At 36.4% G+C, this 26,868-nt stretch carries 31 protein-coding genes; 2 read left to right on the top strand and 29 right to left on the bottom strand.

The window, feature by feature from the left end:
• Positions 1-57: 57 nt before the first annotated feature.
• From DET63_RS14285 to DET63_RS14190, 20 genes are all read right to left on the bottom strand, one after another.
• Positions 58-1,320, bottom strand: coding sequence for a tetratricopeptide repeat protein (locus DET63_RS14285; RefSeq protein WP_002086616.1), 1,263 nt, complete (start codon positions 1,318-1,320; stop codon positions 58-60).
• A gap of 107 nt (positions 1,321-1,427) precedes the next feature.
• Positions 1,428-2,702: a 3-phosphoshikimate 1-carboxyvinyltransferase gene (gene aroA, locus DET63_RS14280; protein ID WP_113937056.1), complete on the bottom strand. Its 1,275-nt coding sequence runs from the start codon at positions 2,700-2,702 to the stop codon at positions 1,428-1,430.
• Positions 2,703-2,859: 157 nt separating this feature from the next.
• Positions 2,860-3,972: a histidinol-phosphate transaminase gene (hisC, locus tag DET63_RS14275; RefSeq protein ID WP_113937055.1), complete on the bottom strand. Its 1,113-nt coding sequence runs from the start codon at positions 3,970-3,972 to the stop codon at positions 2,860-2,862.
• A 117-nt stretch (positions 3,973-4,089) separates the two neighbouring features.
• On the bottom strand, positions 4,090-5,175 hold the full coding sequence (aroB, locus tag DET63_RS14270) for a 3-dehydroquinate synthase (RefSeq protein WP_002011826.1): 1,086 nt from the start codon (positions 5,173-5,175) through the stop codon (positions 4,090-4,092).
• Complete coding sequence (aroC, locus tag DET63_RS14265) at positions 5,175-6,347, bottom strand: chorismate synthase (RefSeq protein WP_002030766.1); 1,173 nt, start codon at positions 6,345-6,347, stop codon at positions 5,175-5,177. Before aroC ends, aroB begins: the two co-directional genes overlap by 1 nt.
• 300 nt (positions 6,348-6,647) lie before the next feature.
• Complete coding sequence (ndk, locus tag DET63_RS14260; protein ID WP_000415879.1) at positions 6,648-7,094, bottom strand: nucleoside-diphosphate kinase; 447 nt, start codon at positions 7,092-7,094, stop codon at positions 6,648-6,650.
• Between the two features lie 124 nt (positions 7,095-7,218).
• Positions 7,219-8,181, bottom strand: coding sequence for a heptaprenyl diphosphate synthase component II (gene hepT / locus DET63_RS14255; RefSeq protein ID WP_002011823.1), 963 nt, complete (start codon positions 8,179-8,181; stop codon positions 7,219-7,221).
• Between the two features lie 38 nt (positions 8,182-8,219).
• Positions 8,220-8,933 (bottom strand): 2-heptaprenyl-1,4-naphthoquinone methyltransferase, encoded by a 714-nt coding sequence (menG, locus tag DET63_RS14250; protein WP_113937054.1) that lies wholly within the window; start codon positions 8,931-8,933, stop codon positions 8,220-8,222.
• A 29-nt stretch (positions 8,934-8,962) separates the two neighbouring features.
• On the bottom strand, positions 8,963-9,715 hold the full coding sequence (locus DET63_RS14245; protein ID WP_113937053.1) for a heptaprenyl diphosphate synthase component 1: 753 nt from the start codon (positions 9,713-9,715) through the stop codon (positions 8,963-8,965).
• Between the two features lie 271 nt (positions 9,716-9,986).
• Positions 9,987-10,556, bottom strand: a complete 570-nt coding sequence (gene folE / locus DET63_RS14240) for a GTP cyclohydrolase I FolE (protein WP_113937052.1) — start codon at positions 10,554-10,556, stop codon at positions 9,987-9,989.
• A gap of 121 nt (positions 10,557-10,677) precedes the next feature.
• Positions 10,678-10,950 (bottom strand): HU family DNA-binding protein, encoded by a 273-nt coding sequence (locus DET63_RS14235; protein WP_001043860.1) that lies wholly within the window; start codon positions 10,948-10,950, stop codon positions 10,678-10,680.
• A gap of 298 nt (positions 10,951-11,248) precedes the next feature.
• The gene (gene spoIVA / locus DET63_RS14230) at positions 11,249-12,727 is read right to left on the bottom strand and encodes a stage IV sporulation protein A (protein WP_000416521.1); all 1,479 of its coding nucleotides are present in this window, start codon (positions 12,725-12,727) and stop codon (positions 11,249-11,251) included.
• Positions 12,728-12,969: 242 nt separating this feature from the next.
• Complete coding sequence (locus DET63_RS14225; RefSeq protein ID WP_113937051.1) at positions 12,970-13,683, bottom strand: hypothetical protein; 714 nt, start codon at positions 13,681-13,683, stop codon at positions 12,970-12,972.
• A gap of 65 nt (positions 13,684-13,748) precedes the next feature.
• Positions 13,749-13,952 (bottom strand): DUF2768 domain-containing protein, encoded by a 204-nt coding sequence (locus DET63_RS14220; RefSeq protein ID WP_002011815.1) that lies wholly within the window; start codon positions 13,950-13,952, stop codon positions 13,749-13,751.
• Positions 13,953-14,179: 227 nt separating this feature from the next.
• Entirely contained in the window at positions 14,180-14,431 is a 252-nt protein-coding gene (locus DET63_RS14215; RefSeq protein ID WP_000369753.1) for a stage VI sporulation protein F, read from the bottom strand.
• Between the two features lie 116 nt (positions 14,432-14,547).
• Positions 14,548-15,570: an NAD(P)H-dependent glycerol-3-phosphate dehydrogenase gene (locus DET63_RS14210; RefSeq protein WP_113937050.1), complete on the bottom strand. Its 1,023-nt coding sequence runs from the start codon at positions 15,568-15,570 to the stop codon at positions 14,548-14,550.
• Positions 15,571-15,588: 18 nt separating this feature from the next.
• A complete protein-coding gene (der, locus tag DET63_RS14205) occupies positions 15,589-16,899 on the bottom strand; it encodes a ribosome biogenesis GTPase Der (RefSeq protein WP_002011811.1) in 1,311 nt (436 codons plus the stop codon).
• Between the two features lie 124 nt (positions 16,900-17,023).
• Entirely contained in the window at positions 17,024-17,209 is a 186-nt protein-coding gene (locus DET63_RS14200; RefSeq protein WP_002086624.1) for a capping complex subunit for YIEGIA, read from the bottom strand.
• Positions 17,206-18,099, bottom strand: a complete 894-nt coding sequence (locus DET63_RS14195) for a YIEGIA family protein (RefSeq protein ID WP_113937049.1) — start codon at positions 18,097-18,099, stop codon at positions 17,206-17,208. The genes DET63_RS14200 and DET63_RS14195 overlap by 4 nt, the downstream gene beginning before the upstream one ends.
• Positions 18,092-18,703 (bottom strand): YphA family membrane protein, encoded by a 612-nt coding sequence (locus DET63_RS14190; RefSeq protein ID WP_002086626.1) that lies wholly within the window; start codon positions 18,701-18,703, stop codon positions 18,092-18,094. The genes DET63_RS14195 and DET63_RS14190 overlap by 8 nt, the downstream gene beginning before the upstream one ends.
• Positions 18,704-18,820: 117 nt before the next feature.
• Here DET63_RS14190 and DET63_RS14185 point away from each other — a divergent pair, with 117 nt between their 5' ends.
• Positions 18,821-18,955 (top strand): YpzI family protein, encoded by a 135-nt coding sequence (locus DET63_RS14185; protein WP_113937048.1) that lies wholly within the window; start codon positions 18,821-18,823, stop codon positions 18,953-18,955.
• 141 nt (positions 18,956-19,096) lie between these two features.
• On the opposite strand, the gene DET63_RS31040 is transcribed toward DET63_RS14185, so the two are convergent.
• The 6 genes from DET63_RS31040 to DET63_RS14150 all read right to left on the bottom strand — a co-directional run bounded on the left by DET63_RS31040 (position 19,097) and on the right by DET63_RS14150 (position 23,655).
• Complete coding sequence (locus DET63_RS31040; RefSeq protein WP_113937047.1) at positions 19,097-19,507, bottom strand: hypothetical protein; 411 nt, start codon at positions 19,505-19,507, stop codon at positions 19,097-19,099.
• A gap of 48 nt (positions 19,508-19,555) precedes the next feature.
• Positions 19,556-19,885: a hypothetical protein gene (locus DET63_RS31035; protein ID WP_113937046.1), complete on the bottom strand. Its 330-nt coding sequence runs from the start codon at positions 19,883-19,885 to the stop codon at positions 19,556-19,558.
• 249 nt (positions 19,886-20,134) lie between these two features.
• Positions 20,135-21,184 carry a type 2 isopentenyl-diphosphate Delta-isomerase gene (fni, locus tag DET63_RS14165; protein WP_113937045.1) on the bottom strand — a complete coding sequence of 350 codons (1,050 nt, stop codon included), beginning with the start codon at positions 21,182-21,184 and terminating at the stop codon, positions 20,135-20,137.
• A gap of 12 nt (positions 21,185-21,196) precedes the next feature.
• Positions 21,197-22,345 (bottom strand): 30S ribosomal protein S1, encoded by a 1,149-nt coding sequence (gene rpsA, locus DET63_RS14160; protein WP_002030757.1) that lies wholly within the window; start codon positions 22,343-22,345, stop codon positions 21,197-21,199.
• Positions 22,346-22,673: 328 nt separating this feature from the next.
• Positions 22,674-23,351 carry a (d)CMP kinase gene (gene cmk, locus DET63_RS14155; RefSeq protein WP_002086629.1) on the bottom strand — a complete coding sequence of 226 codons (678 nt, stop codon included), beginning with the start codon at positions 23,349-23,351 and terminating at the stop codon, positions 22,674-22,676.
• Between the two features lie 130 nt (positions 23,352-23,481).
• The gene (locus DET63_RS14150; RefSeq protein ID WP_002135263.1) at positions 23,482-23,655 is read right to left on the bottom strand and encodes a DUF5359 family protein; all 174 of its coding nucleotides are present in this window, start codon (positions 23,653-23,655) and stop codon (positions 23,482-23,484) included.
• A gap of 212 nt (positions 23,656-23,867) precedes the next feature.
• Between DET63_RS14150 and ansA the strand changes: the two genes are divergently transcribed.
• On the top strand, positions 23,868-24,842 hold the full coding sequence (gene ansA / locus DET63_RS14145) for an asparaginase (RefSeq protein ID WP_002030754.1): 975 nt from the start codon (positions 23,868-23,870) through the stop codon (positions 24,840-24,842).
• A gap of 34 nt (positions 24,843-24,876) precedes the next feature.
• On the opposite strand, the gene DET63_RS14140 is transcribed toward ansA, so the two are convergent.
• From DET63_RS14140 to DET63_RS14130, 3 genes are all read right to left on the bottom strand, one after another.
• Positions 24,877-25,857 carry a YpdA family putative bacillithiol disulfide reductase gene (locus DET63_RS14140; protein WP_113937043.1) on the bottom strand — a complete coding sequence of 327 codons (981 nt, stop codon included), beginning with the start codon at positions 25,855-25,857 and terminating at the stop codon, positions 24,877-24,879.
• A gap of 109 nt (positions 25,858-25,966) precedes the next feature.
• Positions 25,967-26,497, bottom strand: coding sequence for a peptidoglycan recognition protein family protein (locus tag DET63_RS14135; RefSeq protein ID WP_002011791.1), 531 nt, complete (start codon positions 26,495-26,497; stop codon positions 25,967-25,969).
• Positions 26,498-26,576: 79 nt separating this feature from the next.
• Complete coding sequence (locus DET63_RS14130; RefSeq protein WP_002011789.1) at positions 26,577-26,813, bottom strand: DUF3961 domain-containing protein; 237 nt, start codon at positions 26,811-26,813, stop codon at positions 26,577-26,579.
• Positions 26,814-26,868 lie beyond the last annotated feature (55 nt).

Raw genomic sequence — 26,868 nt, 5'->3', positions numbered from 1 at the left:
CTCTGTCTTTCTCTTTTCTTTTTAGATTCAAGAAGCGGCATTCAGTTTCCTTCCAACTTATGAAAAATCCTCTAAATTATATAACAATTCTTCAATATGAATTTGTGTCGGGTCTAGTTGTATTAACTGCGTAAATACTTCTTTCGCCTCTTTTCGCATTCCTTCTTCTAATAAGAAATAACCGTACTCTTCCAAGAAATCTGGATGATTCTTAAAAGAAGTATATGCACTTTCATAGTGTTTTAATGCATCCGAATACATTTCTAATTGTTTTTTTGCAAATGCAAGATCCCAAAGTAGTTGTGTATCTGGTTCTCCACTGTCAATTGCACGCTCTACAACTGCAATTAGCTCTTCGTATTTCTCTTGTTCTTTTAAAATATACGCATATTTTAATATCGCACCTAAATGTCCCGGATCTAGCTCCAGCGCTTTTTGAAGCACTTCTTCAGCCTCCGCTATTTTACCTAATTTCGCCGCAATATTCGCTAATTCTACATAGAAAGGAACAGACAGCTCATCTACTTTAATTCCTTCTTGAAGTGTTTCATAGCTTTCTTGAAGCATGCCTTCTTTTTCATAGCTTTTCGCTAAATACATGTATAACGATGCGTATTCAGGATCTAATTCTTTTAATTCTTGCCAAGCACCAATTGCTCTTTGATATTCTTCTCCTTGGTATAATGTGAAGGCATATCCAAATAATGAGTGAATATCTTTTTGCTCTTCTAACCCCGCTTCATAGTAAGAGATTGCCTCTTCCCAGTTTCCAATAGCACTTAAAGTTTCTGCTAGACGAAGCGCAATGACAACACCACCCATAACTTTATGTTCTGCTAGTAACGATTCATAATAAGTGATCGCCTTTTGCTCTTCACCTTTACTACTATATAATTCTGCTAACCCAAACGTAATAACAGGTTCGTCTGGCATCATTTCTTTCGCCTTTAATAGTTTTTGTTCTGCTACATCATCAAAACCTTGCATTTGGAATAAATCCGCTACAAGTAATAACGATTGAACATATAAATCATCGTTTTCTGGAATATCATGAAGCACTTCAATCGCTTCATCTTCTTTATCTAAATCAATATATAATTCTGCTAAAAATACCGTGAATTCACTTTCTTCCGGATATAGCAAGCGTAAGTCTTCAGTAATTGCTAACGCCTCATCCATAAACCCAAGTGTATGATAGTAACGAGCGATATCATACTTCTCTTCATCATTAGCAACTCGTAGTTGTTCTTTTAATAATTGTAATCCTTTTTCTGCTTCACCGTTTTCAATATAAGAAACAGCCTGTTCAAACTTTTGCATAAACGTCTCCTTTAATTCAAAAAATATTCTCTTCTGTTCATTTATCATAAGCAACTAGGTGTAAGAACGCAACCTTTTGAGTGAACTACCTCTTCCTATACTTTCTCTCATAGCGCAGCTAATTGTTCGAAAAATTCCGGATACGATACAGCGACCGCATCACTATTCTCTATTTTCACTTCTCCATCTATAATACACGATGCGATTGCAAGCATCATCCCAATACGATGATCGCCGTGACTATTAACAGTATTTCCTTTTAAACTTTGTTTACCATATATAATCATACCATCTGGTGTAGCTTCAATCTTCGCACCTAATTTGCCTAATTCATCTACAACCGTATCGATACGATTTGTTTCTTTTACTTTTAACTCCTCAGCGTTTTTAATAACAGTAATTCCTTCTGCCTGCGTTGCCAATAAAGCAATTACAGGAATTTCATCAATTAATCTTGGAATAAGAGTTCCACCAATTTCTATTCCTTTTAGTTTAGATGTTTCAATCGTAATATCCCCGCACGGTTCAAACTCTTCATTTCTAATATGATCGATAGAAATAAGTGCACCCATCTTTGTTAATACATCTAAAATCCCTGTTCTCGTCGGATTTAAACCAACGTTTTCCAATACAAGCTTACTATTTTGGACAATTGCACCAGCTACTAAGAAAAATGCCGCCGAAGAAATATCTCCTGGAACTTCTATGTCTGCACCTTTAAGTTGTTGTCCACCTTGTAATGAAACGGTCCGTCCATTAACATCTACGGTACAACCGAATGCACGCAACATTCTTTCCGTATGATCACGAGATTGCATAGGCTCTGTTACCGTAGTAATCCCTTCCCCTTGCAAACCCGCAAGTAAAACTGCTGACTTCACTTGTGCGCTTGCTACTGGTGAATGGTAATGCATACCTTTTACCTTACCACCGCGAATAGATAAAGGTGTATATTGTCCGTTTTCTCTACCATCAATTTGAGCATTCATCTTACTAAGCGGGTCTGTAACACGTTTCATAGGACGTTTTCCAATTGATACATCACCAATTATCGTACTATGGAACGGCGTATTTGCTAAAATCCCAAGCATAAGACGAATAGTCGTCCCTGAATTCCCCACATCTAATACTTCTTTCGGTTCTTGTAAATTATGTAATCCTTTACCGTAAATCGTGACATCGTTACCAAACTGTTCAATCTGGACACCTAGTTTTTGAAAACATGCAATTGTACTTAAACAATCTTCTCCTAATAAAAAATTTGATACTTTCGTCGTCCCTTCCGCTATCGCTCCAAACATAACAGAGCGATGCGAAATAGATTTATCTCCTGGAACAACAATTTTCCCATTCAAACTATTTTTTCGTCCTACTAGTTTCAAACTGTATCCTCCTCACATTTTAAATAAGTTATATGTACAATAGTTCTTCTTATACGTCTACTTCTATTGTAACGTTTTCTTTCTTGAACGTGCAAACAACTCCCCTTATTGCAGTTCAAATGAAAAAGGCTCCTGTAACAGGAGCCTCCACCATTTCTTAAGAATACGTTTCTTCTTTCTTCACTTGTTCTTTTACAAGTTCCGTAAGTAATTCAATAATCTCATCATTTTCTTCTTTTAATCCAACAGTAATACGAATACCATCATGCATACCAAATGCTGCACCAGAACGAACGATATATCCTTTTTTCATTAATCGTTCGAAAGCTTCATTACCAGGTATACCAAGTTTCAAGAAAATGAAATTCGTTTGAGATGGATAGTAGAATACGTTATATTCCTTACAAAATGCATAATATTGATTTAATCCTCCGGCATTTTTCTTCACACACTCTTGTAAAAACTGTTGATCCTCTATTGCCGCTAATGCTACCGCTTGGGCGATAGTTGATGTGTTAAATGGTAGTCTCGCTACCTCTAGCTGCCCAATAAGCTTTGCATCACCAATCGCATATCCAATACGAAAAGCAGCTAATCCATATGCTTTTGAGAATGTGCGTAGCACCATAAGATTTTCGTACTTTTCAAGAAGAGGTAATGTTTGCGGATAATCTTCTGCCCCAGCATATTCATAATATGCTTCGTCCATAATAACGAGCGCTGACTTTGGAACTGATTCTAAAAATGAAAGTAATTTTTGTTTTTCTACATATGTACCTGTCGGATTATTCGGATTACAAATCCATACAATCTTCGTTTTCTCATCTACTTGTTGTAACATTGCATCTAAATCGTGAATGCCATCTTTAAGTGGTACTTCACGAACTTCTGCTCCTTCAATAACAGCATGGTGATGGTATTGCGAGAACGTAGGGTTCGCCATTACAACATTTGTTCCATTATGTAGCAAAGCACGACTAATCATTTGAATAACTTCATCTAGTCCACTACCAAATAAAAGTTGTTCCGCTTTTACACCTAAATGCTCTGCTACTTTCTCACGAAGCTCAAATGCCGCCCCGTCCGGATAGAGTGCATATTGATTAGCTAACGAAGTTAATGCTTCTGTCACACACGCAGAGCAGCCAAATGGGTTTTCATTCGACGCTAACTTCACAATTTTTGACAATCCATATTCTCTTTTTACTTCTTCAATATTTTTCCCAGGTACATATGCTCTCAAAGTTAACAATTGCTCTTTTACTCTCACTTTTCTTCCCCCAGTCATTGATATGATTTATAATGTCTTACTGTCACCTTTAATCATAACCGTCACCATTACGAGAATACCTTTAAATATGCATTTCATACCTGTTCTACGACTTTTTTACACCATATCCTTTTGAAATGCTTCTAACGCAATATGAACAGTCTCATCTGAAATAGATACGACATTCACTCCCCCATATTCCTGCATAAGCACCATATGAATTGTTCCAGCATTTGCTTTTTTATCTTGTTTCATCAACTGAACGAGACGTTCTACATTCAAGTCACTTGGCATTTTTGGATAACCGTATTTCAAGAACCACTGCTTCATTTCTTCATAAGAAAGATCAACTTTGTACACTTGCTCACTTAAAAACATAGCAAATAGCATGCCAACCGCTACTCCATCACCGTGAGTAATATTCCCATATCCTAACTCTTTTTCAAGAGCATGTCCTAACGTATGCCCAAAATTCAAATGAGCACGTACACCTTTTTCTGTTTCGTCTTGCGACACAATATTCGCTTTCACAGGAATCGCCTTCGTTAATATATGAATTAACTTTTCATCACGAAGATCCGTTAACGTTTGCACTTCTTCTTTTAACCAATGATATAGCTCCACATCACCAATAAGAGCATGCTTTATCACTTCTGCATAACCTGATCGCCACTCTTTTTCAGGAAGTGAATGTAAAAATGGCGTATGATATACAACAGCTTCTGGCTGATGAAATGCTCCAATCATATTTTTTCCTAGTGGATGGTTAATTGCTACTTTCCCGCCTACTGCGCTATCGTGAGCTAATAAAGTCGTTGGAACTTGGACAAAGCGAATACCACGCATAAACGACGCAGCAACAAATCCAGCCAAATCTCCAATCATTCCGCCTCCAAGTGCGATGATTAAAGAATTTCTATCTAATTTATTTTCAAGAGCCGAAGTGTGAGCCTCATAGAAATTTTCAAAAGACTTCTCTTTTTCGCCACTCGGTACAACAAACGAAAATACTTTTTGCTCTACTTGCAATGCATCAACAACTGTCTGTAAATGCAGTGATGCAACAGCTTCATCAGAAATGATCATTATGTTAGATACTGCAGGATTCATTTTTTGAATAAGCGTTGTTAAGTGTGACAACGCCTCCCTTCCAACATGTACATCATATTCTTTTGATTTCGTTTGAATATGTATGTTCTCCATTAAAATCCCCTCGCATATTCATTATGTTTCTCAATATTTTCACGTATAAGATCGATACGATCTAATCCAAATTGTTCAATTAAAGCTGTTGCGAGCTCCCAAGCCACAACAGCTTCAGCCACAACGCTAGCTGCTGGCACTGCACAACTATCTGAACGTTCAATACTCGCTGTAAAAGGTTCTTTCGTATCAATATCAACACTTTGAAGCGGTTTATATAATGTCGGTATCGGTTTCATAACACCGCGCACAACAACCGGCATACCAGTTGTCATGCCACCTTCTAATCCACCTGCATTGTTCGTTTTTCTTCTGTACCCTTGCACTTCATCCCAAAGGATTTCATCATGCACTTCACTTCCAGGTCTATGTGCTGCTTCAAAACCAATTCCAATTTCAACACCTTTAAAAGCGTTAATACTCATAATTGCCGCTGCTAATTTTGCATCTAATTTTCTATCATAATGTACATAGCTACCTACCCCAATTGGCATTCCTTCTACAACTACTTCAACAATACCACCGATAGAATCACCATTTGCCTTCGCATCATCAATTGCTTGCATCATCTTTTTACCGGCCTCTTCATCTAAACAACGTACAGGAGATGCTTCTGTAGTACTTTGTAATTCCACAATAGAGTTATATTTAATATTTGCTGCCTGTACACCACCAATCTCGATAACATGTCCCGCTACTTGTATACCTAATTCCGCCAATATTTTTTTTGCAACTGCACCAGCTGCAACACGAACTGTCGTTTCACGTGCTGAAGAACGCTCTAATACATTCCTCATATCTCTATGACCATATTTAATCGCACCATTTAAATCAGCGTGTCCAGGTCTAGGTTTCGTAACTTGTCTTTTCATTTCTTTCTCTTCCTGCTCAGTTAACGGCTCTGCACCCATAACCTTTGTCCAATGTGTAAAATCACGATTTTCAACAACAAGTGCAATCGGGGACCCCATCGTCTTCCCATGCCTAACACCACTTACAATTTGCACTTGGTCTTTCTCAATTTGCATGCGTCTACCGCGTCCATATCCTTTTTGTCTTCTAGCTAATTCTTCATTTATATCATTCGCTACTAAAGATAACCCTGCCGGAACACCTTCTAAAATTGTCGTAAGTTGCGGACCGTGGGATTCACCAGCTGTAATATATCGCATACGTTATTCCTCTTTTCGCATATGTATTTATCCCGCTACATAAAGTAGCTATATTATCTTCCATCACTCTTTAAAATACAAAGAAATTATATAGTAAATCGAATGTTTGCTTTCCCTACTTGTAATTGTTCGATTATTTTCATAATAGTAGACCTTTTACTTTACATACCAATATATCATAACAGTCCTAACTTCGTAACTGATCGAAATAAAAAAAGTGCAAGAAGAATACCCCTATTCTTCTCGCACTTTTTACTATTATCACAGTTATTAAAGCGTTTACAAATTATTTCAAAATAATTAGTAAATCCATTGATTCATTAATTTTGAGTAGTCTACTAATTCTTCTTCCTTAAAGAAAATAGCAATCTCGCGTTCTGCACTTTCTAAAGAATCCGAACCGTGGATAATGTTTTTCGCAACAGTTACACCGAAATCTCCACGAATTGTTCCAGGAGCAGCTTCATGTGGTCGTGTTTTACCCATCATATTGCGTGCTGTATCTACTACACCTTCACCTTGCCATACCATTGCGAATACAGGACCAGATGTAATAAAGTCTACTAATTCACCAAAGAAAGGTCTTTCTTTATGCTCACCATAGTGTTGTTCAGCAATTTCCGGAGTAACTTGCATTAATTTTGCACCAACTAATTGAAAGCCCTTTTTCTCAAAACGAGCTACAATTTCCCCAATGAAGGCACGTTGTACACCGTCTGGTTTTACCATTAGAAATGTTTTTTCCATAAAAAATCTCTCCACTTCTGAATTATGTATGTAATTGTATATCCCCACACACATATTAACACCCTTATCACAATTGCGCAATAGTTTTGAAATAGAGAGATTATTTTATTTTTCAGACAAAACACTAAAATTTTCGTTTTCCAATATACTTTGCGACATTTTGCAACGCATACTTCGCCTGTCCACGAGGGAGTGGTTTTATTATTTCTAATGCTTTATGTAAATAACGTTCACTAAACGAAAATGCTTTATCAATAGCTTCGCTCGCTTTAATATCATCAATAATTTCTTTCATTTCACTTGCTGTTGTATTTTCATGCACAGATGTAATTTTTTGACGAAGAACTGGATCTTCCATGGCATACAAAACAGGTAATGTAATGTTACCTTGTAATAAATCACCACCAGCAGGCTTTCCAAGCTTCTCTTCTGTCGATACGAAATCTAAAATATCATCAATAATTTGATAAGACATACCAACAAAATATCCGTACCAAAATAGACGATTTACAGTATCACGATTAGCACCAGCAGCAATCGCTCCCAACTGACAACTTGCGGCGATTAACAATGCTGTTTTTCGTTTTATCCTTCTTAAATACGTTCTTAAATTTTGATCATAGTTATACTTATCTTTAATTTGTTCGATTTCACCTTTACAAACTTCTAAAATTGTATGAGACAACGCTTGATGTGCATCTGGAATTTCTATATTTGTTATACATTCAAGAGACTTCGCAAACAAGTAGTCTCCTGTATACATTGCAATACGATCTCCCCATTTCGCATTCACTGTTGCGCTACCGCGTCGTAAAAACGCAGCATCAATGACATCATCGTGAACAAGCGAAGCCATATGAATTAGTTCTAATGCAACCGCAACATGCTTAATTGCATCTAACTTATAATCCCCAAATTTCCCTGCAAGCAAAACAAAAACAGGGCGAATCCGCTTCCCACCTGCTTCAATAAGCTGTAATGCCGCTTCTTCTACTAACGGCTGCTCAGAAGCAACTGTCTTCTTCAATTCTTTTTCTATAACATTAATATCCGATCGTAAAAAAGAGTACATAAGTTGTAACTTCATATTGTTCACCTTAACCTAAAACGTCTTTTTTCTATTTTCTATTTTGATTCTGGTTTAATACCTAAATGCATAGCTGCTACACCAAAAGTAAATGGTTTCACTTGCACATTCTTAAGCCCAGCTTCTTCAAACATATGTGCTAACTCTTTCATCCCTGGGAATGTACTAGCAGATTCCTGAAGCCATGAATATTCTTTATAACTTTTCGCAAACATCTTTCCAAATAACGGCATGATATATTTAAAGTATAAGACATATCCTTGACGAAAACCTATCATCGTTGGTTGGGATGTTTCCAGGCAAATTACTTTTCCACCAGGCTTTACTACACGCGTCATTTCTTTTAATACTTGCATGTAATCCGGAACGTTACGTAACCCAAAACCAATCGTTACATAATCAAACGTATTATCTTCATAAGGAAGTTCCATTGCATTTCCATGCATAAGTTCTACTTGCTTTAATTCTAAAGCTTCTACCTTTTGTTTACCGACAGCTAGCATATTTTCGCTAAAGTCTAAACCGTAAACCTTCCCATCTTCACCTACAGCTCCCGCTAGTGCAATTGTCCAATCTGCCGTCCCGCAGCATACATCAAGTGCCTTACTCCCGGGTTTCACATCCATAATTCGCATCGTTTCTTTGCGCCATGCCTTATGCCTTTGAAAACTAATTACAGAATTCATCACATCGTATTTATCAGAAATTTTCTCAAATACGTCATGTACTCTTTCTTCTTTTGATTGTTGCATGCTCGTACCTTCTTCCAATGTAAAGTTGCTTATTTCCTTGATTTATCTCTTAACATAGAAATTATCTCATTAACTTCTGTATGATTCTCTAAAAAATTTTCTTCCTGCTTTCTCATTTCCATAAGCCATTCATTAATTACTGTTTCCAGATTTTTATCATCATCCAATGAGATTTTTTGGACTGCTTGAAAAACAGGTGAATTTTGTTTATCAGCATACAATTGACACTCTTTTTGAAGACGATTTTTTCCTAACACATAAGTTATATATCGTTTCCAATTAGATAACTGAAAATGATCACATGTTTTTTGCAAAAGCGCAGATTCAATTATTACTACACTTTCCATTATGTCTTGAATCGCCACATGTGCTTTTTGATATAGCATAATTTTATGTTCATTAATCTCCTTAATTCCTTCAGCAAGTGCACGAATTAAGATAATATCACAATTCATTGACAATAAGTAATAGTATAGACCACTATAATAATCCCCTGCAAGAACTGTCAATTGACGACGCTTATGGAATCCACTCGTCTCTTCGTTTGCTTTATTTGATACTTTTTCATGTGTATCAAGAGCAATTTGTACAAGCATAATCGTTACGACATAATGATCAATTTGTTCTTTATGTATATTTGCACTTTTTAATGCACCGTATAACAGCGCTATTTTTTCTTCATCAATAAATGGTTCTTCAATATAGTTTATAAAATAAGGATGGCGTAATTTCTCCATCAATTTCTCTTTAATACCCGCATACCCTCCGTAGATGTCACACACAAAAAATCACCCTTGTTTTCTAATTCATAAAATTTATTATAACACATACATTCTATTTTCTATAATCAAAACTTGGCTACTACTGCCAAACTGCCACCGAATAAAGCCTCAACTTTTATTCATACAAGTTATCTTCGTCTCTAACAACTACAAACATTCATTTACACAAAAGGCAGAAGTAATTTTCAACCTTTATATTCTTGCTCTTTAACATTAAAACTATATCATTTTTTTGTATATAAAAAAAAGAAAAGCAGTTTCCCGCTCTTCTTTAATTCGTCTTAATAAACGATAAAATTTCACTACGTGCTGCTGCATCATTTTCTAACACGCCGCGCACCGCAGTCGTTACTGTTTTCGCACCAGGCTTTTTCACACCACGCATCGTCATACACATATGCTCTGCTTCTACTATTACCATTACACCATGCGGCTCTAGTACTTCCATAATAGAGTTAGCTACTGTTGATGTAATTCGTTCCTGTAGTTGTGGACGACGCGCAATCGTGTCTACAGTACGAGCTAATTTACTTAGTCCTGTTACTTTTCCACCTTGCGGAATATATGCAACGTGAGCAACTCCATAAAACGGAACAAGATGATGCTCACACATCGAATAGAATGGTATATCTTTTACTAGCACAAGCTCTTCGTGGTCTTCTCCGAATACTTTGTGTAAATGCTCTTTCGGATCCTCATGCATTCCTGAGAATACTTCTGCGTACATTTTCGCAACACGTTTCGGTGTATCAAGTACTCCCTCGCGATTTGGGTCATCTCCGATTGCCTCTAAAATAAGACGTACTGCATGTTCAATTTGTTCTAAATTAACTTTTGCCATCCGCTAGCCCTCCCGAAAAACCTAAAAGTGATACGAACACATTCTAGCATATTTATGTTTTTAAAAGCAAAAAGAAGAGTTTCCAAAAAGGAAACTCTTCTTCCCTGTTAATATGTAAGGATTATTTAACCGCATCTTTTAACGCTTTACCAGGTTTGAATGCAGGTACTTTACTTGCAGCGATTTCAATCTCCTCACCTGTTTGTGGGTTACGACCTTTACGAGCCGCACGCTCACGAACTTCGAAGTTACCGAATCCGATTAGTTGTACTTTATCACCTTGTTTTAAAGCTTCTAAGATAGAATCAAAAACAGCGTCCACTGCTTTTGTTGCGTCCTTTTTAGAAAGGGAACTTGCTTCTGCAACAGCATTGATTAAATCTGTCTTGTTCATGCCATTCACCTCCTCCCAAAGATAAGACTGTATAATGATCATAAAATGAGTCTTACTTTCATTTGTAGGCAATTTTTACAAATTCTATACTACAAAGATGTAGATAAATCATTATCAACGCCTATATTATACGATTCTCCTTTATAATTCAATATTTTTAAGGAAATTGTTACTCTAAAAATGTGAAATTCTGATGAAACTTGACAATTTGCAACAAAATATTAGATAATGACTGTTTATTTTTCTATTACATACTGAAAAAGAAAAAAATCCCTCTGCAATTAGAGGGATTTTTTTCTTATAATATAATCGCAATTAATCCGCCAGATCCTTCGTTAATAATTCTTTCTAGCGTTTCTTTTAATTTATAACGAGCGTTTTCTGGCATTAGAGATAACTTCGCTTGAATTCCTTCTCTAACAATAGAGCTAAGAGAGCGCCCAAATATATCAGAATTCCAAATTGATAGCGGGTCATCTTCAAAATCTTGCATCAAGTAACGAACTAGTTCTTCACTTTGTTTTTCAGTACCGATAATTGGTTCAAATGTTGATTCTACATCCACTTTAATCATATGAATAGACGGCGCAACCGCTTTTAATTTAACACCGAACCTTGAGCCGTGACGAATAATTTCCGGTTCATCTAAGCTCATATCAGCTAATGCAGGCGCTGCTACTCCATATCCGGTTTGTTTTACCATCCGCAGGGCATCCGCCACTTGGTCATACTCTGTTTTCGCATGAGATAAATCGAGCATAAGCTTTAATAAATGATCTTTCCCTCGAATCTCTACTCCTACTACTTCTTTTAAAATTTGATCATACAATTCATCTGGCGCATATAAATCAATCTCTGCCACACCTTGCCCCATATCGATGCCAGCTAGACTTGCTCGATCAATAAATTCATATTGACTAAACTGCCAAACGACACGGTCCACATCACGAAGACGTTTTATATCCTTTACAGTCTCTTGAACCGCTTCCTGATAACTTTGGCGTAACCAATGCCCTTCATTTAGCACCATTACCCAGCTCGGAAGGTTTACATTCACTTCTAAAACCGGGAACTCGAATAACGCTTCTCGCAGTACGTTATACACATCTGTTTCTCTTAAACTCTCTACACTCATCGCAATTACTGGGATATCATATTCTTCTGATAAACTTTGACGTAGCTGCTCCGTATCTGGATGGTATGGCTGTACAGTATTGATAATCATAATGAAAGGCTTTCCTACTTCTTTTAACTCATTTACAACGCGTTCTTCTGCCTCTATATAATCTCTTCTTGGAATTTCACCAATTGTTCCATCTGTTGTAATAACGACACCAATTGTTGAATGCTCTTGAATTACTTTACGTGTTCCTATTTCTGCAGCTTCATGGAATGGAATAGGCTCTTCATACCAAGGAGTATTAATCATGCGCGGACCATTCTCATCTTCATAGCCTTTTGCTCCTGGAACCGTATATCCAACACAATCTACTAATCGAATATTCACTTCAAGACCTTCATCTACTTCGATAGAAACCGCTTGGTTTGGAACAAACTTCGGTTCCGTCGTCATTATTGTACGACCAGCAGCACTTTGAGGCAGTTCATCCTGCGCTCTTTGACGGTCTGACTCATTTTCAATATTGGGAATAACAACAAGTTCCATAAACTTTTTAATAAATGTTGATTTCCCTGTTCGAACAGCTCCTACAACTCCAAAATAAATATCACCGCCTGTGCGTTCCGCAATATCTTTAAAAATATCTACCTTTTCCAAGTGATTCCCTCCCTCAATATTTTTGGGAATAATTCCACGTTTATAGTCAACTAATACCTTCTCTAACGTTGCCTATAATATCTGATATAATATAATGGTATTCTAGAAGTTCGGACAATATATCATATAATTTTGTCCAATTTCATATGACTATTTAAAAATACCTTTTGTTTGCATCACAAGTTGTATAACATAAAAAACCTTTCTTCTAGAACTTATTCACTAAAAGAAAGGTTCATGACTTATGATTTTAAAAAAATTGGTTCTCCATTTTTTACTGTATACGGCAAAGAGTATGCAGGAACAAACGGGGAATCCTTCGATAGTATACTCCGGATATCTTCACCTTCTTTAAATTGTCCTTCATTTTTTTTCAACGCTTCATATAAGTCGATTCTATAATCAACAAACAATTCTCCTTTTTCATTAATTACAAGAGGGAGACCCTTTCCTGAGTACGGACTTGTCACTTGTGGTACATCTTTATATCCTAGTTTTTTGAAGTCTAATTCATAAACACCATCTGTGATCACTTTTTTAAAAGGTGGATATTGATGTTCATCACGATACATCCTTAGCTTCAATGCCACTTCTTGAATTTGTTCCGCCATTCTCACATCAATTAACTTTACTGTCGGATTTTTTTCAACATCTATTAATACATATTGATATACTCCACCACTTTCATACGCATTCCCTGGTGCCTCTTGTATGTACCTTGGAGCAATTTTTTGAAAATCAATTGGATACTTCTGATAAATCGGCGTACTCATATCACGCGTCTTAATTGGTAATAAACCATCCGTTTGCTCCTTATATGTATTAATGGCTTTTTGTACAACTTGCAACTGGTCTTCATAAGGAATAGCACTTTGTTTCATATTTTCTCTTGGATACATACACCCTGTTAAAATGCTCATGCAACAAAATATTAAAATAATATAGATTTTTTTCACTGACAATCACCTTTTCATGCTAGTATGGACTGTTGCTTTTGTAACATTTACCGACTACACATCCTTTATTGCTCAATAGGGCCACTAAATACAACAAGGAAGATAACAATTCCCGATACAATCATGAGGGTGTACGCTACTAAAGCTGTAATCCCTTTCAAAAATTTATTCTTCATTTTATGCCTACTCAATAAAATAAAACTTACTGCAAGAAACATAAATCCAATTGCCCCTAAAGCAAACCACATTTTCATAAGCCCTTCCGACATATATACACCCCTTTACTTTCAATCTATTTTTATACTATTTTAACAAATTAAAATCTTTAAACAAATAAAAAACATCATTTTTCCGTGAATTGATGATTTTTATTTAAAATAATAAAACCGAAGCACGAAATGATGCGCTTCGGTTGACCAAATATGCCCTTAACAGCTCTATTCCCATTCTTTCATAACTATCATATGCATTCTCTAAACTCTTTGTTTCTCATAATTTATTTTTTAAACATTTTACTTAACGAACCAAAATCCGCCGGCATATTATTGTTAATAATCGCTTTTACAATTTGATCCTCTTGCTCTTTCGGCACTTCGCGTCCTGCCATTAGAGCAACTTGATGAATCAATTGGCGAAGCACTGTCTCATCACGTAAGTTCGCATTTTGAACAGACGACGCTAATTTAAAAATATCTTCTTTGTTCACTTTCGCTTCTTTTTCAATGTTATTAAAAATGTTGTTATCCATTCTTTTCACCCTCTCCTCAAGTTACTCTTCATCCTATGCAGAGATGAAAAATTGGTGAAAAGACCCATAAAAAATAAAAAACGGTAGAAGTACGAAATGTACTTCTACCGCTTTCTTTATAACAAATCAGGTATCGCTTCAACTTCATGTTTTCGAACACGTCCCATCAATGAGCCTACTGCATCTTTCACATTATTCTCATTGAACAGCACGTCATATAAAGCAGCTGTAATCGGCATTTCAACTTCCATTTTCTCTGCCAATTCATGAGCAGCTTTCGTTGTTCTTACACCTTCTACAACCATACCCATACTTTCTAGCACTTCTTCTAAAGAGTGCCCTTTTCCAAGCATATTTCCAGCGCGCCAATTTCGGCTATGCACACTTGTACAAGTTACAATTAAGTCTCCCATACCAGTTAGACCAGCAAACGTTAACGGATTTCCGCCCATTTTTCTTCCTAAACGAGCAATCTCTGTTAAACCACGTGTCATTAATGCCGCTTTCGCATTATCACCTAATCCAAGCCCGTCAGATATCCCCGCAGCTAGTGCAATAATATTTTTTAAAGCACCACCAAGTTCAACTCCAACGATATCTGGGTTTGTATATACACGGAAATAGCTATTCATAAACAAATCTTGTACTCCCTCAGCCGCTTCCATACGCTTTGCTGCAGACGTAACAGTTGTCGCTTGACGCAATCCAACTTCTTCAGCGTGACTCGGCCCAGATAGTACAACAACATCCTTAATCAAGCTCTCTGGAATTTCTTCCTCAATCACTTCCGAAATACGTTTTGACGTACCTGGTTCGATTCCTTTACTTGCATGAATCCAAGTAATTGGCTCTGTAACAATTTCTTTCATCTCTTGCAATACGTCTCTGTACGCTTTCGTCGGTACTACTAGCAGTACTGTATTTACATCTACTAATGCTTCTTCTAAAGAAGAGTAGGCTACGATTGTGCTTGGCAATGTAATCCCTGGAAGATATCTACTGTTCTCACGCTTCGTATTAATTTCATTCATGAGTTCAGGACGGTTTCCCCAAATACGTACATCATGCCCATTGTCAGCTAATACCATCGCTAACGCTGTTCCCCAGCTACCTGCTCCTATTACTGTGATTTTTGTCATAAAATCACATCCTCTCCATTAGTCTCTTGCTCTAGCGATAATGTGAATCGGCGTTCCTACAAAACCGAACGCTTCACGTAAACGGTTCTTTAAGAAGCGCTCATATGAAAAGTGCATTAATTCTGTATCGTTTACAAATATAACAAATGTTGGTGGTTTTACCGCAACCTGTGTCGCATAGAATATTTTCAGACGGCTACCATTATGAGTCGGCGTTGGATTCATCGCTACCGCATCCATAATTACATCATTTAATACATTCGTTTGTACGCGGATGCTATGGCTTTCATTTACTTCATTAATAACTGGTAATAATGTTTGTGTACGTTTTTTCGTTTTCGCAGATAAGAATACAATCGGCGCATACTCTAAAAATTGGAAATGAGCGCGAATGTTTTCTTCAAATGCTTTCATTGTTTTTTCATCTTTTTTCACTGCATCCCATTTGTTTACGACGATAATAACAGCACGTCCTGAATCATGAGCATATCCAGCGATTTTTTTATCCTGTTCAATAATTCCTTCTTCTCCGTCTAAAACGACTAAAACAACGTCAGAACGTTCAATCGCTCTAAGTGCACGAAGTACACTATATTTTTCTGTACTTTCGTATACTTTCCCTTTTTTACGCATACCAGCTGTATCGATGATTACATAATCTTGATCATCTTTACTATATGGTGTATCAACAGCATCACGTGTCGTTCCCGCTATATTACTTACAATTACACGTTCTTGACCAAGAAGTGCATTTACAAGTGATGATTTCCCTACATTTGGACGTCCAATTAAAGAGAAACGGATTGTTTCATCGTCATACGCTTCTTCTTCAATCTTTGGAAAATGATTTGCAGCTTCATCTAACAAATCACCAAGTCCTAAACCGTGTGTACCTGAAATCGGGAATGGCTCGCCAAATCCTAATGCATAAAAATCATAAATATCACTACGCATGTCCGGATTATCAACCTTATTTACTGCAAGTACAATTGGTTTTTTAGAACGGTATAAAATTTTAGCAACTTCTTCATCTGCTGCAGTTACACCATCGCGACCATTCGTCATAAAAATGATAACATCTGCTTCATCAATCGCTACTTCCGCCTGTTGACGAATTTGTGTCAAGAACGGCTCGTCTCCAATATCAATTCCACCTGTATCAATGATGTTAAACTCATGATTTAACCATTCTCCCGCACTATAAATACGGTCTCGCGTTATACCTGGTATATCTTCTACGATTGAAACTCTTTCTCCAACAATTCTATTGAAAATAGTAGATTTCCCCACGTTCGGGCGGCCTACTATTGCTATTACTGGTTTCGGCATATACTTTCATCCTTTCAACTTGCTTCTGTTTATTATGTAAAAAACCCTTCTTTGTGCAAGAAGGGATTTGCATTCCAGAATATTTCTCAACGTATCAAAACACCTCACATTATACCACACGTTACTAATGTTTCACAATAATATATACATTATCTTGTAAGCGATGTGCAATACCATCTAAAATAGCCTCTAAATTATTTGCAACAAATTCCAGTTCCTCTGTCGACTCGCAAATAAATAAAGGAGCACCACCTGCAAATTTCTCTGGCGTTGTTGTAATGACTGCGAGAATAACACTTTCTAACATCATCTCTTATCTCCCCTTCCTTTCGGAGCTTCTGATGACATATGAACAGCACTCTCTAATGTTGGTACATTTCCGATTACCCCTATCGCTTTTTCTGCATCTTGATCTTGCGGCAGAACAAAAATCCCAACTCTCCCATCCTCTAAATCACGCTTCGCTAACGGTACAAGTGCCGGCGTTCCAGAATCTCTATATATTCCTAAAGCAACCGAAACATCATGTAAAATAGCTTGCCGTTGTCCTAAGTTTGAGATTGTAACCATCGCATCTATCGATTTCGGTTTTAAAATAAATCCCATTCCATATTTCATAATTTCTTCTTGCCTTGCTGGCAATCCAATATTCATAATGTAAATATTATCAATATAAAGTCCCGCTCCTTCAAAACGAAGTGGAACGTGCTCTATTTCTACAAGGTCATGAAGTCTTTTACCTGACATTAATTTTTTCGCAATGAAAAAACTTACTACACCAGTAATTACCCCAGCAATCCATGAATCGAATCCTATATACGCAAACGTTGTTACAAACGACGTTAACATCGCCAAGTAGTTACGACTTTCAAATACTAATGCAATTCCTTCAATATATGTATTACCACGTGGTACGAGCTCATATCCATCTAATTGTTGAAGCGTATTTCTTTCCATATTGCGCACATCACGAAATTGCGTCGCTGCTAACGTAAGAAATGTAATTGCAGAGAAATCTTTTTTCAAAACAGACGGAATCGCAATTGCTCCTAAGGCAGCCGCAATTAATCCCATCGCGATATGAATAATTTTCCCGTGAAGCCTCGTCGGATATTGCCTCGTATCGGTACGAAGCATTAACAACCTAGTTATTGTACCTGCAATTACGCCACATAAAATAGCTGGTGTATATTCAGTCATGTATTACCCTCGCCTTTCTTTTACGTGTTTTCCTCTTAAATTGTTCCATATATACCGATGCCTTTGTAATCCAAAGTAAAATCGCCATAAATAAAGTAGAAACAGCAGCAACATCTAAAAAAGCTAAACTGCCGTATTCATAAGGAAAATGTAATTTACGAAAAATAAGCGTCACCAATAATTCTCCTTGTAACATCCCTATATACAAGGAGCATAATCGTAATATGCGATCCCCGTGCAATAAAACCGATGCATACACAAGTGCACCACTTAACAGCAACAACCTATCAACCACAATCCAAATTGGATCATATACTTCTAACAAATGAAAGCTTGTATATAACATTGCAATAATAAGTGCCGAAAGTAAGGTATATAATTTTTTCCAAATAGAATATAACGCGATACCTACAAAAGAAATAATACAAAGCAAAAGGGCATTTACCGATATCGTGAAAGAAGCAATCGTCACATTTAACGGAGAACAAATAATAAAAATTAATATACAAGCACTTATCTTCCAACGAATAGATTCCTTTTTCATAAAAAAGGTCACGACAATCCACCCTATCCAAGCAACAAAATAAAAAGTACTCCCATCCATCATTTCACCTCCTATGATTTCCATTATGGGAACTTTTTATGAAAGTTAATCCTCCTTTTCTTTGTGCATAGTTTTTCTCATAACAGCAAAACTTTTAATAAGGAGGTGTAACTCACAATGGGTAAAGATCGCCAAGAACGAAAGCTAAGAGAATCACGCCGCGTTGAATCTGATCGCGACCGATCGCTTCAATATCCCGGTGCAACAAGTCTTGATACACCGGAGCAAGCTCGAAAGCAAAATCAGCATTAAATAAAGTGAAACTTCAGTGGGGGTATCCATCCCCACTGATTATTAGCCCACACCAATCGAGCTGCCCTCAAATAGGCAATACAAAAAGACGGTTTCGATATTGTACGAAACCGTCTTTTTACACAATTATTTTATTTATTTCTACTCGTAATATAATTCTTTTGTTTTCGCATTATAAACCCTATCACTCAACGAGGCATCAATCGTAACTACACCTGCTGGTTTTTTAGAATATGTAATAACATAATACGTATGTAGAGAAGGATCTTTACTCTTTACCTCTACACGTACATAATCCGTCTCTCCTATCTCATTTGACTTTCGCTCAACCTCTTTTTTCACACCTACAATATCTTCTTTTTCTCCTTTAATTTCCCTACTCACAATGGTATTTCCTTGATCAGAAAGTAATACTACTTCAGCATTACTTAAACTCACTTCATTTGATATATTAAAATAATAAATTGCATACGAATCTTCCGATGGATTTTTGTCTTCTCCTAATTGTCTTGGCCAAATTAGTGCTTCTATTCCACTTCCTGCATTCACCATTGGATTCCTATACAATTTATTCCCGGCTGCGATTGCAATATTCGCCGTTTAAATTGCTAATTGTGCTGTTGTTGAACTAGAATCTCCTTCTCTTACATTTGAAGTTAATGAAATTTCAACCTTTTTATTATATCCAGAAACCGCTGTATCTTCTCTTATATTTCGTGCATGGATGTTAACATCTTCACTATTATATGTAATGCGTCCTATTGTATTTTTACTATTTGAAAATACATTATCTCCTTTTTTATTAACACCCTCATCCCCTAAATTATCGTAAATTTTTTCTTGTTTCTTTTGACTCTTAAATAGCAATCTCTTATCTTGTTTTATCGCTAACCAGCTATATAGAGAGGAATACTTTCTTACTTTTGCCATGTTTCTCTCCACAAACATGGCAAAAGTAAGATTCCTCCAATAATTCAGCAGCACATTTTCTACATTTCTTCATTTTTATAACCCTTTTTTCAATTTTAGCTTTCCTGCACGATATTTATATATACTTTTATTTTAATATAAATTCTCTCTTTTTTCCATTTATAGAATTATATAGAATGATAATTTCTCGCCCTCCCTCTTCATTTTACGAAAATAAAACGCAAAAAAATCAACCGGATGGTTGATTTTTTATCGCCTACTATAATGTGCAGTTTCAATCCCTCGCTGCGCTAACCAATGGTACGTTTCACCTTTTACAACAAGAGGTACAGATTGTAACTCTTCTATCGTCTTCACGCCAAGAGCTGTCATAATAAATTTTAAATCTGTATGTAAAAGATCAATTTCATCCACTAAATTCTCAACACCATCTTGCATTAAAATACGTAAAAAGTATCCAGCAAACGCAGTTGTATTCGCCCCTAATGCGATTGCCTTCGCCACGTCAAGTGCTGTTTGTATACCCCCAGATGCAATAAAAGAGAGGTTATTATTTGTAGAGGTTGCTTCAATAATCGAGGTAGCTGTTTGTATGCCCCAGTTATTAAAATAAGAAAGCATTCGCTGTCTTCTTTCATTTTCAACAGCAGCAAAATTCGTACCACCTTGTCCGCCAATATCAATTGCTGTTATACCTATATTCGCTAACTGTTGTACTGTTTCCTTACTCATTCCAAAACCGACTTCTTTTACGATGACAGGTACTTTACTTTTTAAAACTATTTTCTCAATCCGCTGAAGTACACCAGTAAAATCACGGTCTCCTTCTGGCATCGTTAACTCCTGTATGACATTTAAATGAATTTGCAGTGCATTCGCTTCAATCATATCAACGGCACGCTCTGCCTGTTCGACAGTTGCCTCACTTCCTAAGTTTGCGAAAAAAATCCCATTCGGATTTACTTTCCTAACAACTTTATACGAAGCCGATTCACTTTCATCTTTTAAAGCTGCCATTTGCGAGCCTACAGCCATAGCAAGGTTATGATGTTTCGCTACATATGCTAATTGCTCATTAATATGTAATGTTTGCTCTCCTCCACCACCAGTCATCGCATTGATAAAAATCGGCGAACTTAGTGAAAGTTCGCCGATTTTTGTTTCACATGTTATAGTGTCATAACTTGAATTTGGCAAGCTTTGATGCACAAAATCAATATCATGAAAGCCATGCGTACGAGACTGACCAGTAGAAAGAGCATATTCAATATGATCTAATTTACGTTTTGCCCTTACCACTTGTACCCCTCTTTATTTCTTTAATTTTTTCAGTTGTTCACCAATAATATCACTTAACTGGAAAGTAGCCGAATCAGCATTTGGCTCATATTGGCTATAATCTTCTGTTACATTATTTTCTTCAAGCGTTTCTTTTATGCTTAAAGAAATACGTTTTTCTGCTACATGGACTTCAAGTACTTTCACTTTTACTTCTTGTCCCATTTCCAATACTTCATTTGGATTTTTCACATGACGATTTGCAATTTGAGATACATGTACAAGCCCTTCAACACCAGGTAAAATTTCAACAAACGCACCGAATGTAACAAGGCGTTTTACTACTCCCTCACGAATATCTCCAGCTTTTATTTCACCAGCAACATTTTCCCAAGGTCCTGGCTGAGCTGCTTTAATTGATAAAGAAATACGTTGCGTATCAGCATCAACAGATAACACTTTTACCTTTACCTTTTGACCTTGCTCTAATACCTCAGAAGGTTGCTCTACACGTTCGTGTGAAATTTGTGAAATGTGAACTAAACCGTCCACACCACCAACGTTAACGAAAGCACCAAAATCCGTTAATCGTTGTACTGTTCCTTCAACAATATCCCCTTCTTTTAACGAAGAGATTGCTTCTTTTTTCTTAGAATCTAGTTCTAGTTCTACTACCGCTTTATGTGAAAGAATAACACGATTTTTTTCACGGTCTAATTCAACAATTTTCACCGCTAATGTTTTTCCTTTATAGTCAGCAAAGTCTTCTACATAATGTACCTCTACAAGTGAAGCTGGGATAAATCCACGAACACCAAGGTCCACAACTAACCCACCATTCACGATATCTTTTACAGTAACATCAAATACATGACCAGAATTAAATTTTTCTTGTAATTCTACCCACGCTTTTTCTGCGTCAACAGCTCTCTTAGATAAAACAAGATCATCATCTTCTAATTTAATAATTTTCAATTCAAGTGTTTGATCTAATTCTACAACATCGCTTGCTTTTTCAATATGAACGTTAGCTAATTCACTAATCGGAATTACGCCATCTGTTTTGTATCCAACATTTACAAGAACTTGTTTCTCTTCAACTTTCGTTACAGAACCTGTAACAACGTCACCAACTTGTAATTCTTTTGAATTCATAACTTCTTCATTCATTTTCTCTACCATGGAAATACCTCCCTACAGAATTGACAAAGCATTTGTATGTATATACGAAATGAAAACAAATGTTTTCATTTGCATGTTTAAGAATTTATCATCACATATTCTGTTTCAATACAGTTCACAAGAAGCTATATTAAATCTATATAAATAGTATACAGCAAAATCATCTTGAAGAAAGTATGATTTGAAATATAATAGCGAATATATTCTGACAGTTTTTTTCCTCTGTAACTAACTTCTTACAAATTAGCCCATTTGTCAAGAAAAGAGACTTATAATTAACTTATCCTTTACATTTCAAAAAAAAAAGAAAGAGGATAGTCCTCTTTCTTTATTTCGCAAATACTCCTGAAACAATACCCATAATTTTTTGGACAACTTCTTCAATTGATAAAGAAGTTGTATCTAATTCCAATGCATCATCAGCTTTTTTCAAAGGAGAAACTTCGCGTTCTGAATCTAATTTATCACGCCTAGCAATTTCTTCTTTTAACTGCTCTAAATTAGAATCGAAACCTTTATTCATATTTTCTAAATGTCTTCTTTCCGCTCTTTCTTCTACAGAAGCAAGCATAAAGATTTTCACTTCAGCATCTGGTAGTACATGTGTACCAATATCACGGCCATCCATTACTACGCCGCCTTTTTTAGCTAATCCTTGTTGACGACGTACCATTTCTTCACGAACAAGACGATGCTTTGCTACAATAGATACGCGATTCGTCACATCTGGCGTACGAATCACCTCAGAAACATCTTGTCCATTTAAAAATACAAGTTGTGTATTTTCCCCTTGCTGAAATTCAATATTTACATTTTTTACGACTTCCATTAACTTTTCTTCATTTTCAATATCCACTTTTTGTTCAAGGGCTGCATATGTAATAGTACGGTACATTGCGCCTGTATCAATGTAAACATATGAAAGTTTTTTTGCAACAACTTTTGCAACTGTACTTTTCCCAGCAGCCGCTGGACCATCTATAGCAATCGAAATTCGTTTATCCATTGTAACACCTCATTTTTCACTTATAAAACAAAACGAAAAGCAGGTATTCTCCCCCTGCTTCTTCTCATTTGCCTCACGTCATTAAATCCTCAATAATTGTAGCATAATCCATCATAGAAGAAAATGAAAACTACTTATTCACCTGTAAGATTTCCGCCTTATTTTTCGTGACGACACCTTCGTAATAAACAATTTTCGATAAATATTTCACTGAAGATTTATGTATAAAAAGCAGTTGGACGACAGAAAGAAAAATAAATTGAATCAGTAATATACGAATTATAATTTTCTCCACTTTTTTCAAAAAACTCACTCCTTCCCTCTCTACACTTACACATCTACTCTCATAAATTTCCATAAACAAAACCTAACCTAATAACCACTTACCGGAGCACACTTAAAGTAATTTATTTTATTGTCATTTTCTAAGCATACTTTTATACATTTTCATTGTCGAATTTACTCAAAACATGTTATGTTCTAAATGTATTTTTCAACTTGAAAGGGGTATAAGCATTGAAAAGAATCCTAGTTTTACACACAGGTGGAACAATTGCAATGGAGGAAGATAAAGAAACTGGGGTCGTACAACCAGGTAAAAAGAATCCTCTTTTAAAATTTATTCCTGATTTAGAAGGCGATGTTGATTTAATTGTCGAAGATGTGTTCCATCTTCCATCTCCTCACATGACTCCTAGCGAAATGCTACAATTGCAAGTCATCATTGACGAAAGAGTAAAACAAGACGATATTCACGGCGTAGTCATCACGCATGGTACCGATACATTAGAAGAGACAGCTTATTTTCTTGATTTAACAGTTCAAGCAACTATCCCAATCGTTGTGACAGGGGCAATGCGTTCTAGTAATGAATTAGGTGCCGATGGTCTATATAATTTCTTATCAGCTGTAAAAGTTGCTAGTAGTAATGAAGCTGCTGAAAAAGGCGTTCTAGTCGTATTAAATGACGAAATACATTGTGCTACAAATGTAACAAAAACGCACACAAGTAATGTCGCGACCTTCCAAAGTCCACAGTACGGACCAATTGGCATGGTAACAAAACGTGGTGTTGTTTTCCATCATGCTTTAGTGCATCACGAAACATGCACAGTACGACAGATTTCTAAAAACGTTGTCGTTCTAAAAGCATACGCAGGTATGGATGATACATTATTATCAGCAATCGAAACACTACCAGTAGACGGAATTGTTATTGAAGCACTTGGACAAGGTAATTTACCTCCAAGAACACTTCCTAGTCTAGGGCGATTAATAGAAAAAGGCATTCCGATTGTATTAGTTTCACGCTGCTTTAACGGTATCGTTCAAGACGTATACTCTTATGAAGGTGGCGGAAAACAATTAAAAGATATGGGCATTGTTTTCACCTACGGTTTAAACGCTCAAAAGGCGCGAATTAAATTACTAGTCGCACTAGAAAACACAAACTCTCACGAAACAATCCAACATATGTTTATGCACGATTAAAAAAGAAGCTGTCGAAGATTTCGACAGCTTCTTTTTATTCTTCTCTTGATGCAATGGTTTGCGCAATCGCATCTCCATGGAATCTACCGTTCTCGATAAATATTTCATTTGCGTTATTCCCCGCAGCAATTACACCTGCAATAAAAATATTTTCAGCGTTTGTTTCCATACTACCCTCTATATAAATCGGGCGCCCTGTTTCTTCATCAATCCGAACTCCCATTTTTGTTAAGAAGCTGTGGTCTGGATGGTAACCCGTCATAGCAAATACAAAATCGTTTTGAATTGTATTTGCCTCACCATCTACTGTATACGTCAACGTATGCTCAGTAATTTCTTTTACATGCGCATGGAAATGCATTTGAATTGTCCCATTTCGTACTAACGCCTCAAATTCCGGCAAAATCCACGGCTTAATACTTGGCGAGTATTCCCCACCACGGTATAGAACTGTTACACGTACACCCGATTTAACAAGCTCTAACGCTGCATCTATACTTGAATTTTTACCACCTATTACAACGACATCTCGATCAAAATAAGGGTGTCCTTCTTTGAAATAATGAGCTACTTTCTCAAGTTTCTCACCAGGTACATTCATATAATTCGGATTATCATAATATCCAGTTGCGACAACAATGTATTTCGCAACATATATTTCTTTGTTTCCGTCACGCTTCGTCGTTTCAACTTTAAAAACATCACCATCTTTTTGAACTTGTTCCACTCGTTCAAATGCATTTACACGTATAGATTTACGCTTTACTACTTCACGATAATACGCAAGCGCCTGATTACGAAATGGCTTACGATTTTCTGTAATAAAAGCAACTTCACCAATTTCTAATTTTTCACTAGAGGAGAAAAATGTTTGATGAGTTGGATAATTATAAATTGCATTTACAATGTTTCCTTTTTCGATTACTAACGGATTTAACCCCACTTTTTGCAACGAAATCGCCGCTGCTAATCCGCATGGACCGCCTCCGATAATAATAACTGTTTCTTTTTGCATACTTAGTTCACTCCTAGTCTTCTACCTCTGCTCTATTTATATAAACAAGAAAAAACCTACTTACAGCAGTAGGCATCTATCTTTATTGTATTCATTTTTCATATATTTGTCATCTAAACGAAACATACATCCGATAGACATCTGCTAAAAACTGCTGAAATTTAATTCCTTGTTGCCCTAATACATTCTCAGGATCGATTTTCCGAGTAGGATCCAACGTTTTGTGTGACACAATAGCCTTTTTAGGATTTAAACCGAAATTTTGACATAAATAAGCGTGATACCACGTAAAACGAGTATACGCCTCCCAAAAGTTTACGTCGCCACCATAGCAAAGTTCAACCCCAATTGCAGCCTTATTCGCATCATAACCGAATAACTCATTATCCGTTGGCACATTGTATCGAACATGGTACGCAACTTCATTTATAGGGACAATTTCTAATATTGTTTTATCATCAATAAATGTATGCGCTGAAGCTTTCGGTTGTATTTCATTAAAGTAATCCCGATTTCCTATCGCATTGCTACCAGGGTTCCCCGTGTCATGACTTACAATAAATCTTACTTTTGAAAGAGGAATTCCTGGTCGTGAATTTCCATACCCAATATAGTTACGCTCTATAGGGAACATCGCCATTACTACCAACTCCCGCCCTAAAAAATTACCTTACTTCCTTATATATGTATTCGGTGGCAATGTCCTTATGGCATATTTCTTATGCGAAGAGAACATCGAAAATATTTGATGTGAATACCATAAATAATACAATACTTACAGCCACTCCATAAAAACCGTAAAACCAAATACAATCTTCTTTCGTATCTAAACCGAAAAATTTATTTACCGATTGTAATAATGTGCCACGCTTGCTTTGTTTGTTTCGTAATACTTCCACTCGTTCTACAACATCGGCTGGCATCATAAATCTTTGGTCTACTGTCATTTTCATCATTTATCTCTCCTTAAAATCATTTCCGTTTTGCTTATCTAAGGAAAGTATAGCACGT

The organism is Bacillus sp. DB-2 (assembly GCF_003315125.1).
In the GTDB taxonomy this organism is placed as follows: Bacteria; Bacillota; Bacilli; order Bacillales; family Bacillaceae_G; genus Bacillus_A; species Bacillus_A mycoides.
Note: the sequence above shows the minus strand (reverse complement) of the source record. Positions and strands in the feature narration are given on the sequence as shown.

Coding starts and splice junctions, on each gene's coding strand:
- der (WP_002011811.1), bottom strand. CDS start 16,899: ATGCCGAAACCAGTAATAGCAATAGTAGGCCGCCCGAACGTGGGGAAA.
- DET63_RS14210 (WP_113937050.1), bottom strand. CDS start 15,570: ATGACAAAAATCACAGTAATAGGAGCAGGTAGCTGGGGAACAGCGTTA.
- DET63_RS14130 (WP_002011789.1), bottom strand. CDS start 26,813: ATGATGAAAATGACAGTAGACCAAAGATTTATGATGCCAGCCGATGTT.
- DET63_RS14215 (WP_000369753.1), bottom strand. CDS start 14,431: ATGGATAACAACATTTTTAATAACATTGAAAAAGAAGCGAAAGTGAAC.
- aroC (WP_002030766.1), bottom strand. CDS start 6,347: ATGCGATATATTACAGCTGGTGAATCCCACGGTCCGCAACTTACGACA.
- aroB (WP_002011826.1), bottom strand. CDS start 5,175: ATGGAGAACATACATATTCAAACGAAATCAAAAGAATATGATGTACAT.
- DET63_RS14135 (WP_002011791.1), bottom strand. CDS start 26,497: ATGGCGATGTTCCCTATAGAGCGTAACTATATTGGGTATGGAAATTCA.
- DET63_RS14285 (WP_002086616.1), bottom strand. CDS start 1,320: ATGCAAAAGTTTGAACAGGCTGTTTCTTATATTGAAAACGGTGAAGCA.
- hepT (WP_002011823.1), bottom strand. CDS start 8,181: ATGAAGTTACAACTTATGTACTCTTTTTTACGATCGGATATTAATGTT.
- DET63_RS14190 (WP_002086626.1), bottom strand. CDS start 18,703: ATGGATGGGAGTACTTTTTATTTTGTTGCTTGGATAGGGTGGATTGTC.
- menG (WP_113937054.1), bottom strand. CDS start 8,933: ATGCAACAATCAAAAGAAGAAAGAGTACATGACGTATTTGAGAAAATT.
- rpsA (WP_002030757.1), bottom strand. CDS start 22,345: ATGGTAGAGAAAATGAATGAAGAAGTTATGAATTCAAAAGAATTACAA.
- DET63_RS31035 (WP_113937046.1), bottom strand. CDS start 19,885: ATGGCAAAAGTAAGAAAGTATTCCTCTCTATATAGCTGGTTAGCGATA.
- DET63_RS14195 (WP_113937049.1), bottom strand. CDS start 18,099: ATGACTGAATATACACCAGCTATTTTATGTGGCGTAATTGCAGGTACA.
- DET63_RS14235 (WP_001043860.1), bottom strand. CDS start 10,950: ATGAACAAGACAGATTTAATCAATGCTGTTGCAGAAGCAAGTTCCCTT.
- ndk (WP_000415879.1), bottom strand. CDS start 7,094: ATGGAAAAAACATTTCTAATGGTAAAACCAGACGGTGTACAACGTGCC.
- DET63_RS14200 (WP_002086624.1), bottom strand. CDS start 17,209: ATGATGTTAGAAAGTGTTATTCTCGCAGTCATTACAACAACGCCAGAG.
- DET63_RS14185 (WP_113937048.1), top strand. CDS start 18,821: ATGGGTAAAGATCGCCAAGAACGAAAGCTAAGAGAATCACGCCGCGTT.
- cmk (WP_002086629.1), bottom strand. CDS start 23,351: ATGGATAAACGAATTTCGATTGCTATAGATGGTCCAGCGGCTGCTGGG.
- folE (WP_113937052.1), bottom strand. CDS start 10,556: ATGGCAAAAGTTAATTTAGAACAAATTGAACATGCAGTACGTCTTATT.
- DET63_RS31040 (WP_113937047.1), bottom strand. CDS start 19,507: ATGGTGAATGCAGGAAGTGGAATAGAAGCACTAATTTGGCCAAGACAA.
- DET63_RS14220 (WP_002011815.1), bottom strand. CDS start 13,952: ATGTCGGAAGGGCTTATGAAAATGTGGTTTGCTTTAGGGGCAATTGGA.
- DET63_RS14140 (WP_113937043.1), bottom strand. CDS start 25,857: ATGCAAAAAGAAACAGTTATTATTATCGGAGGCGGTCCATGCGGATTA.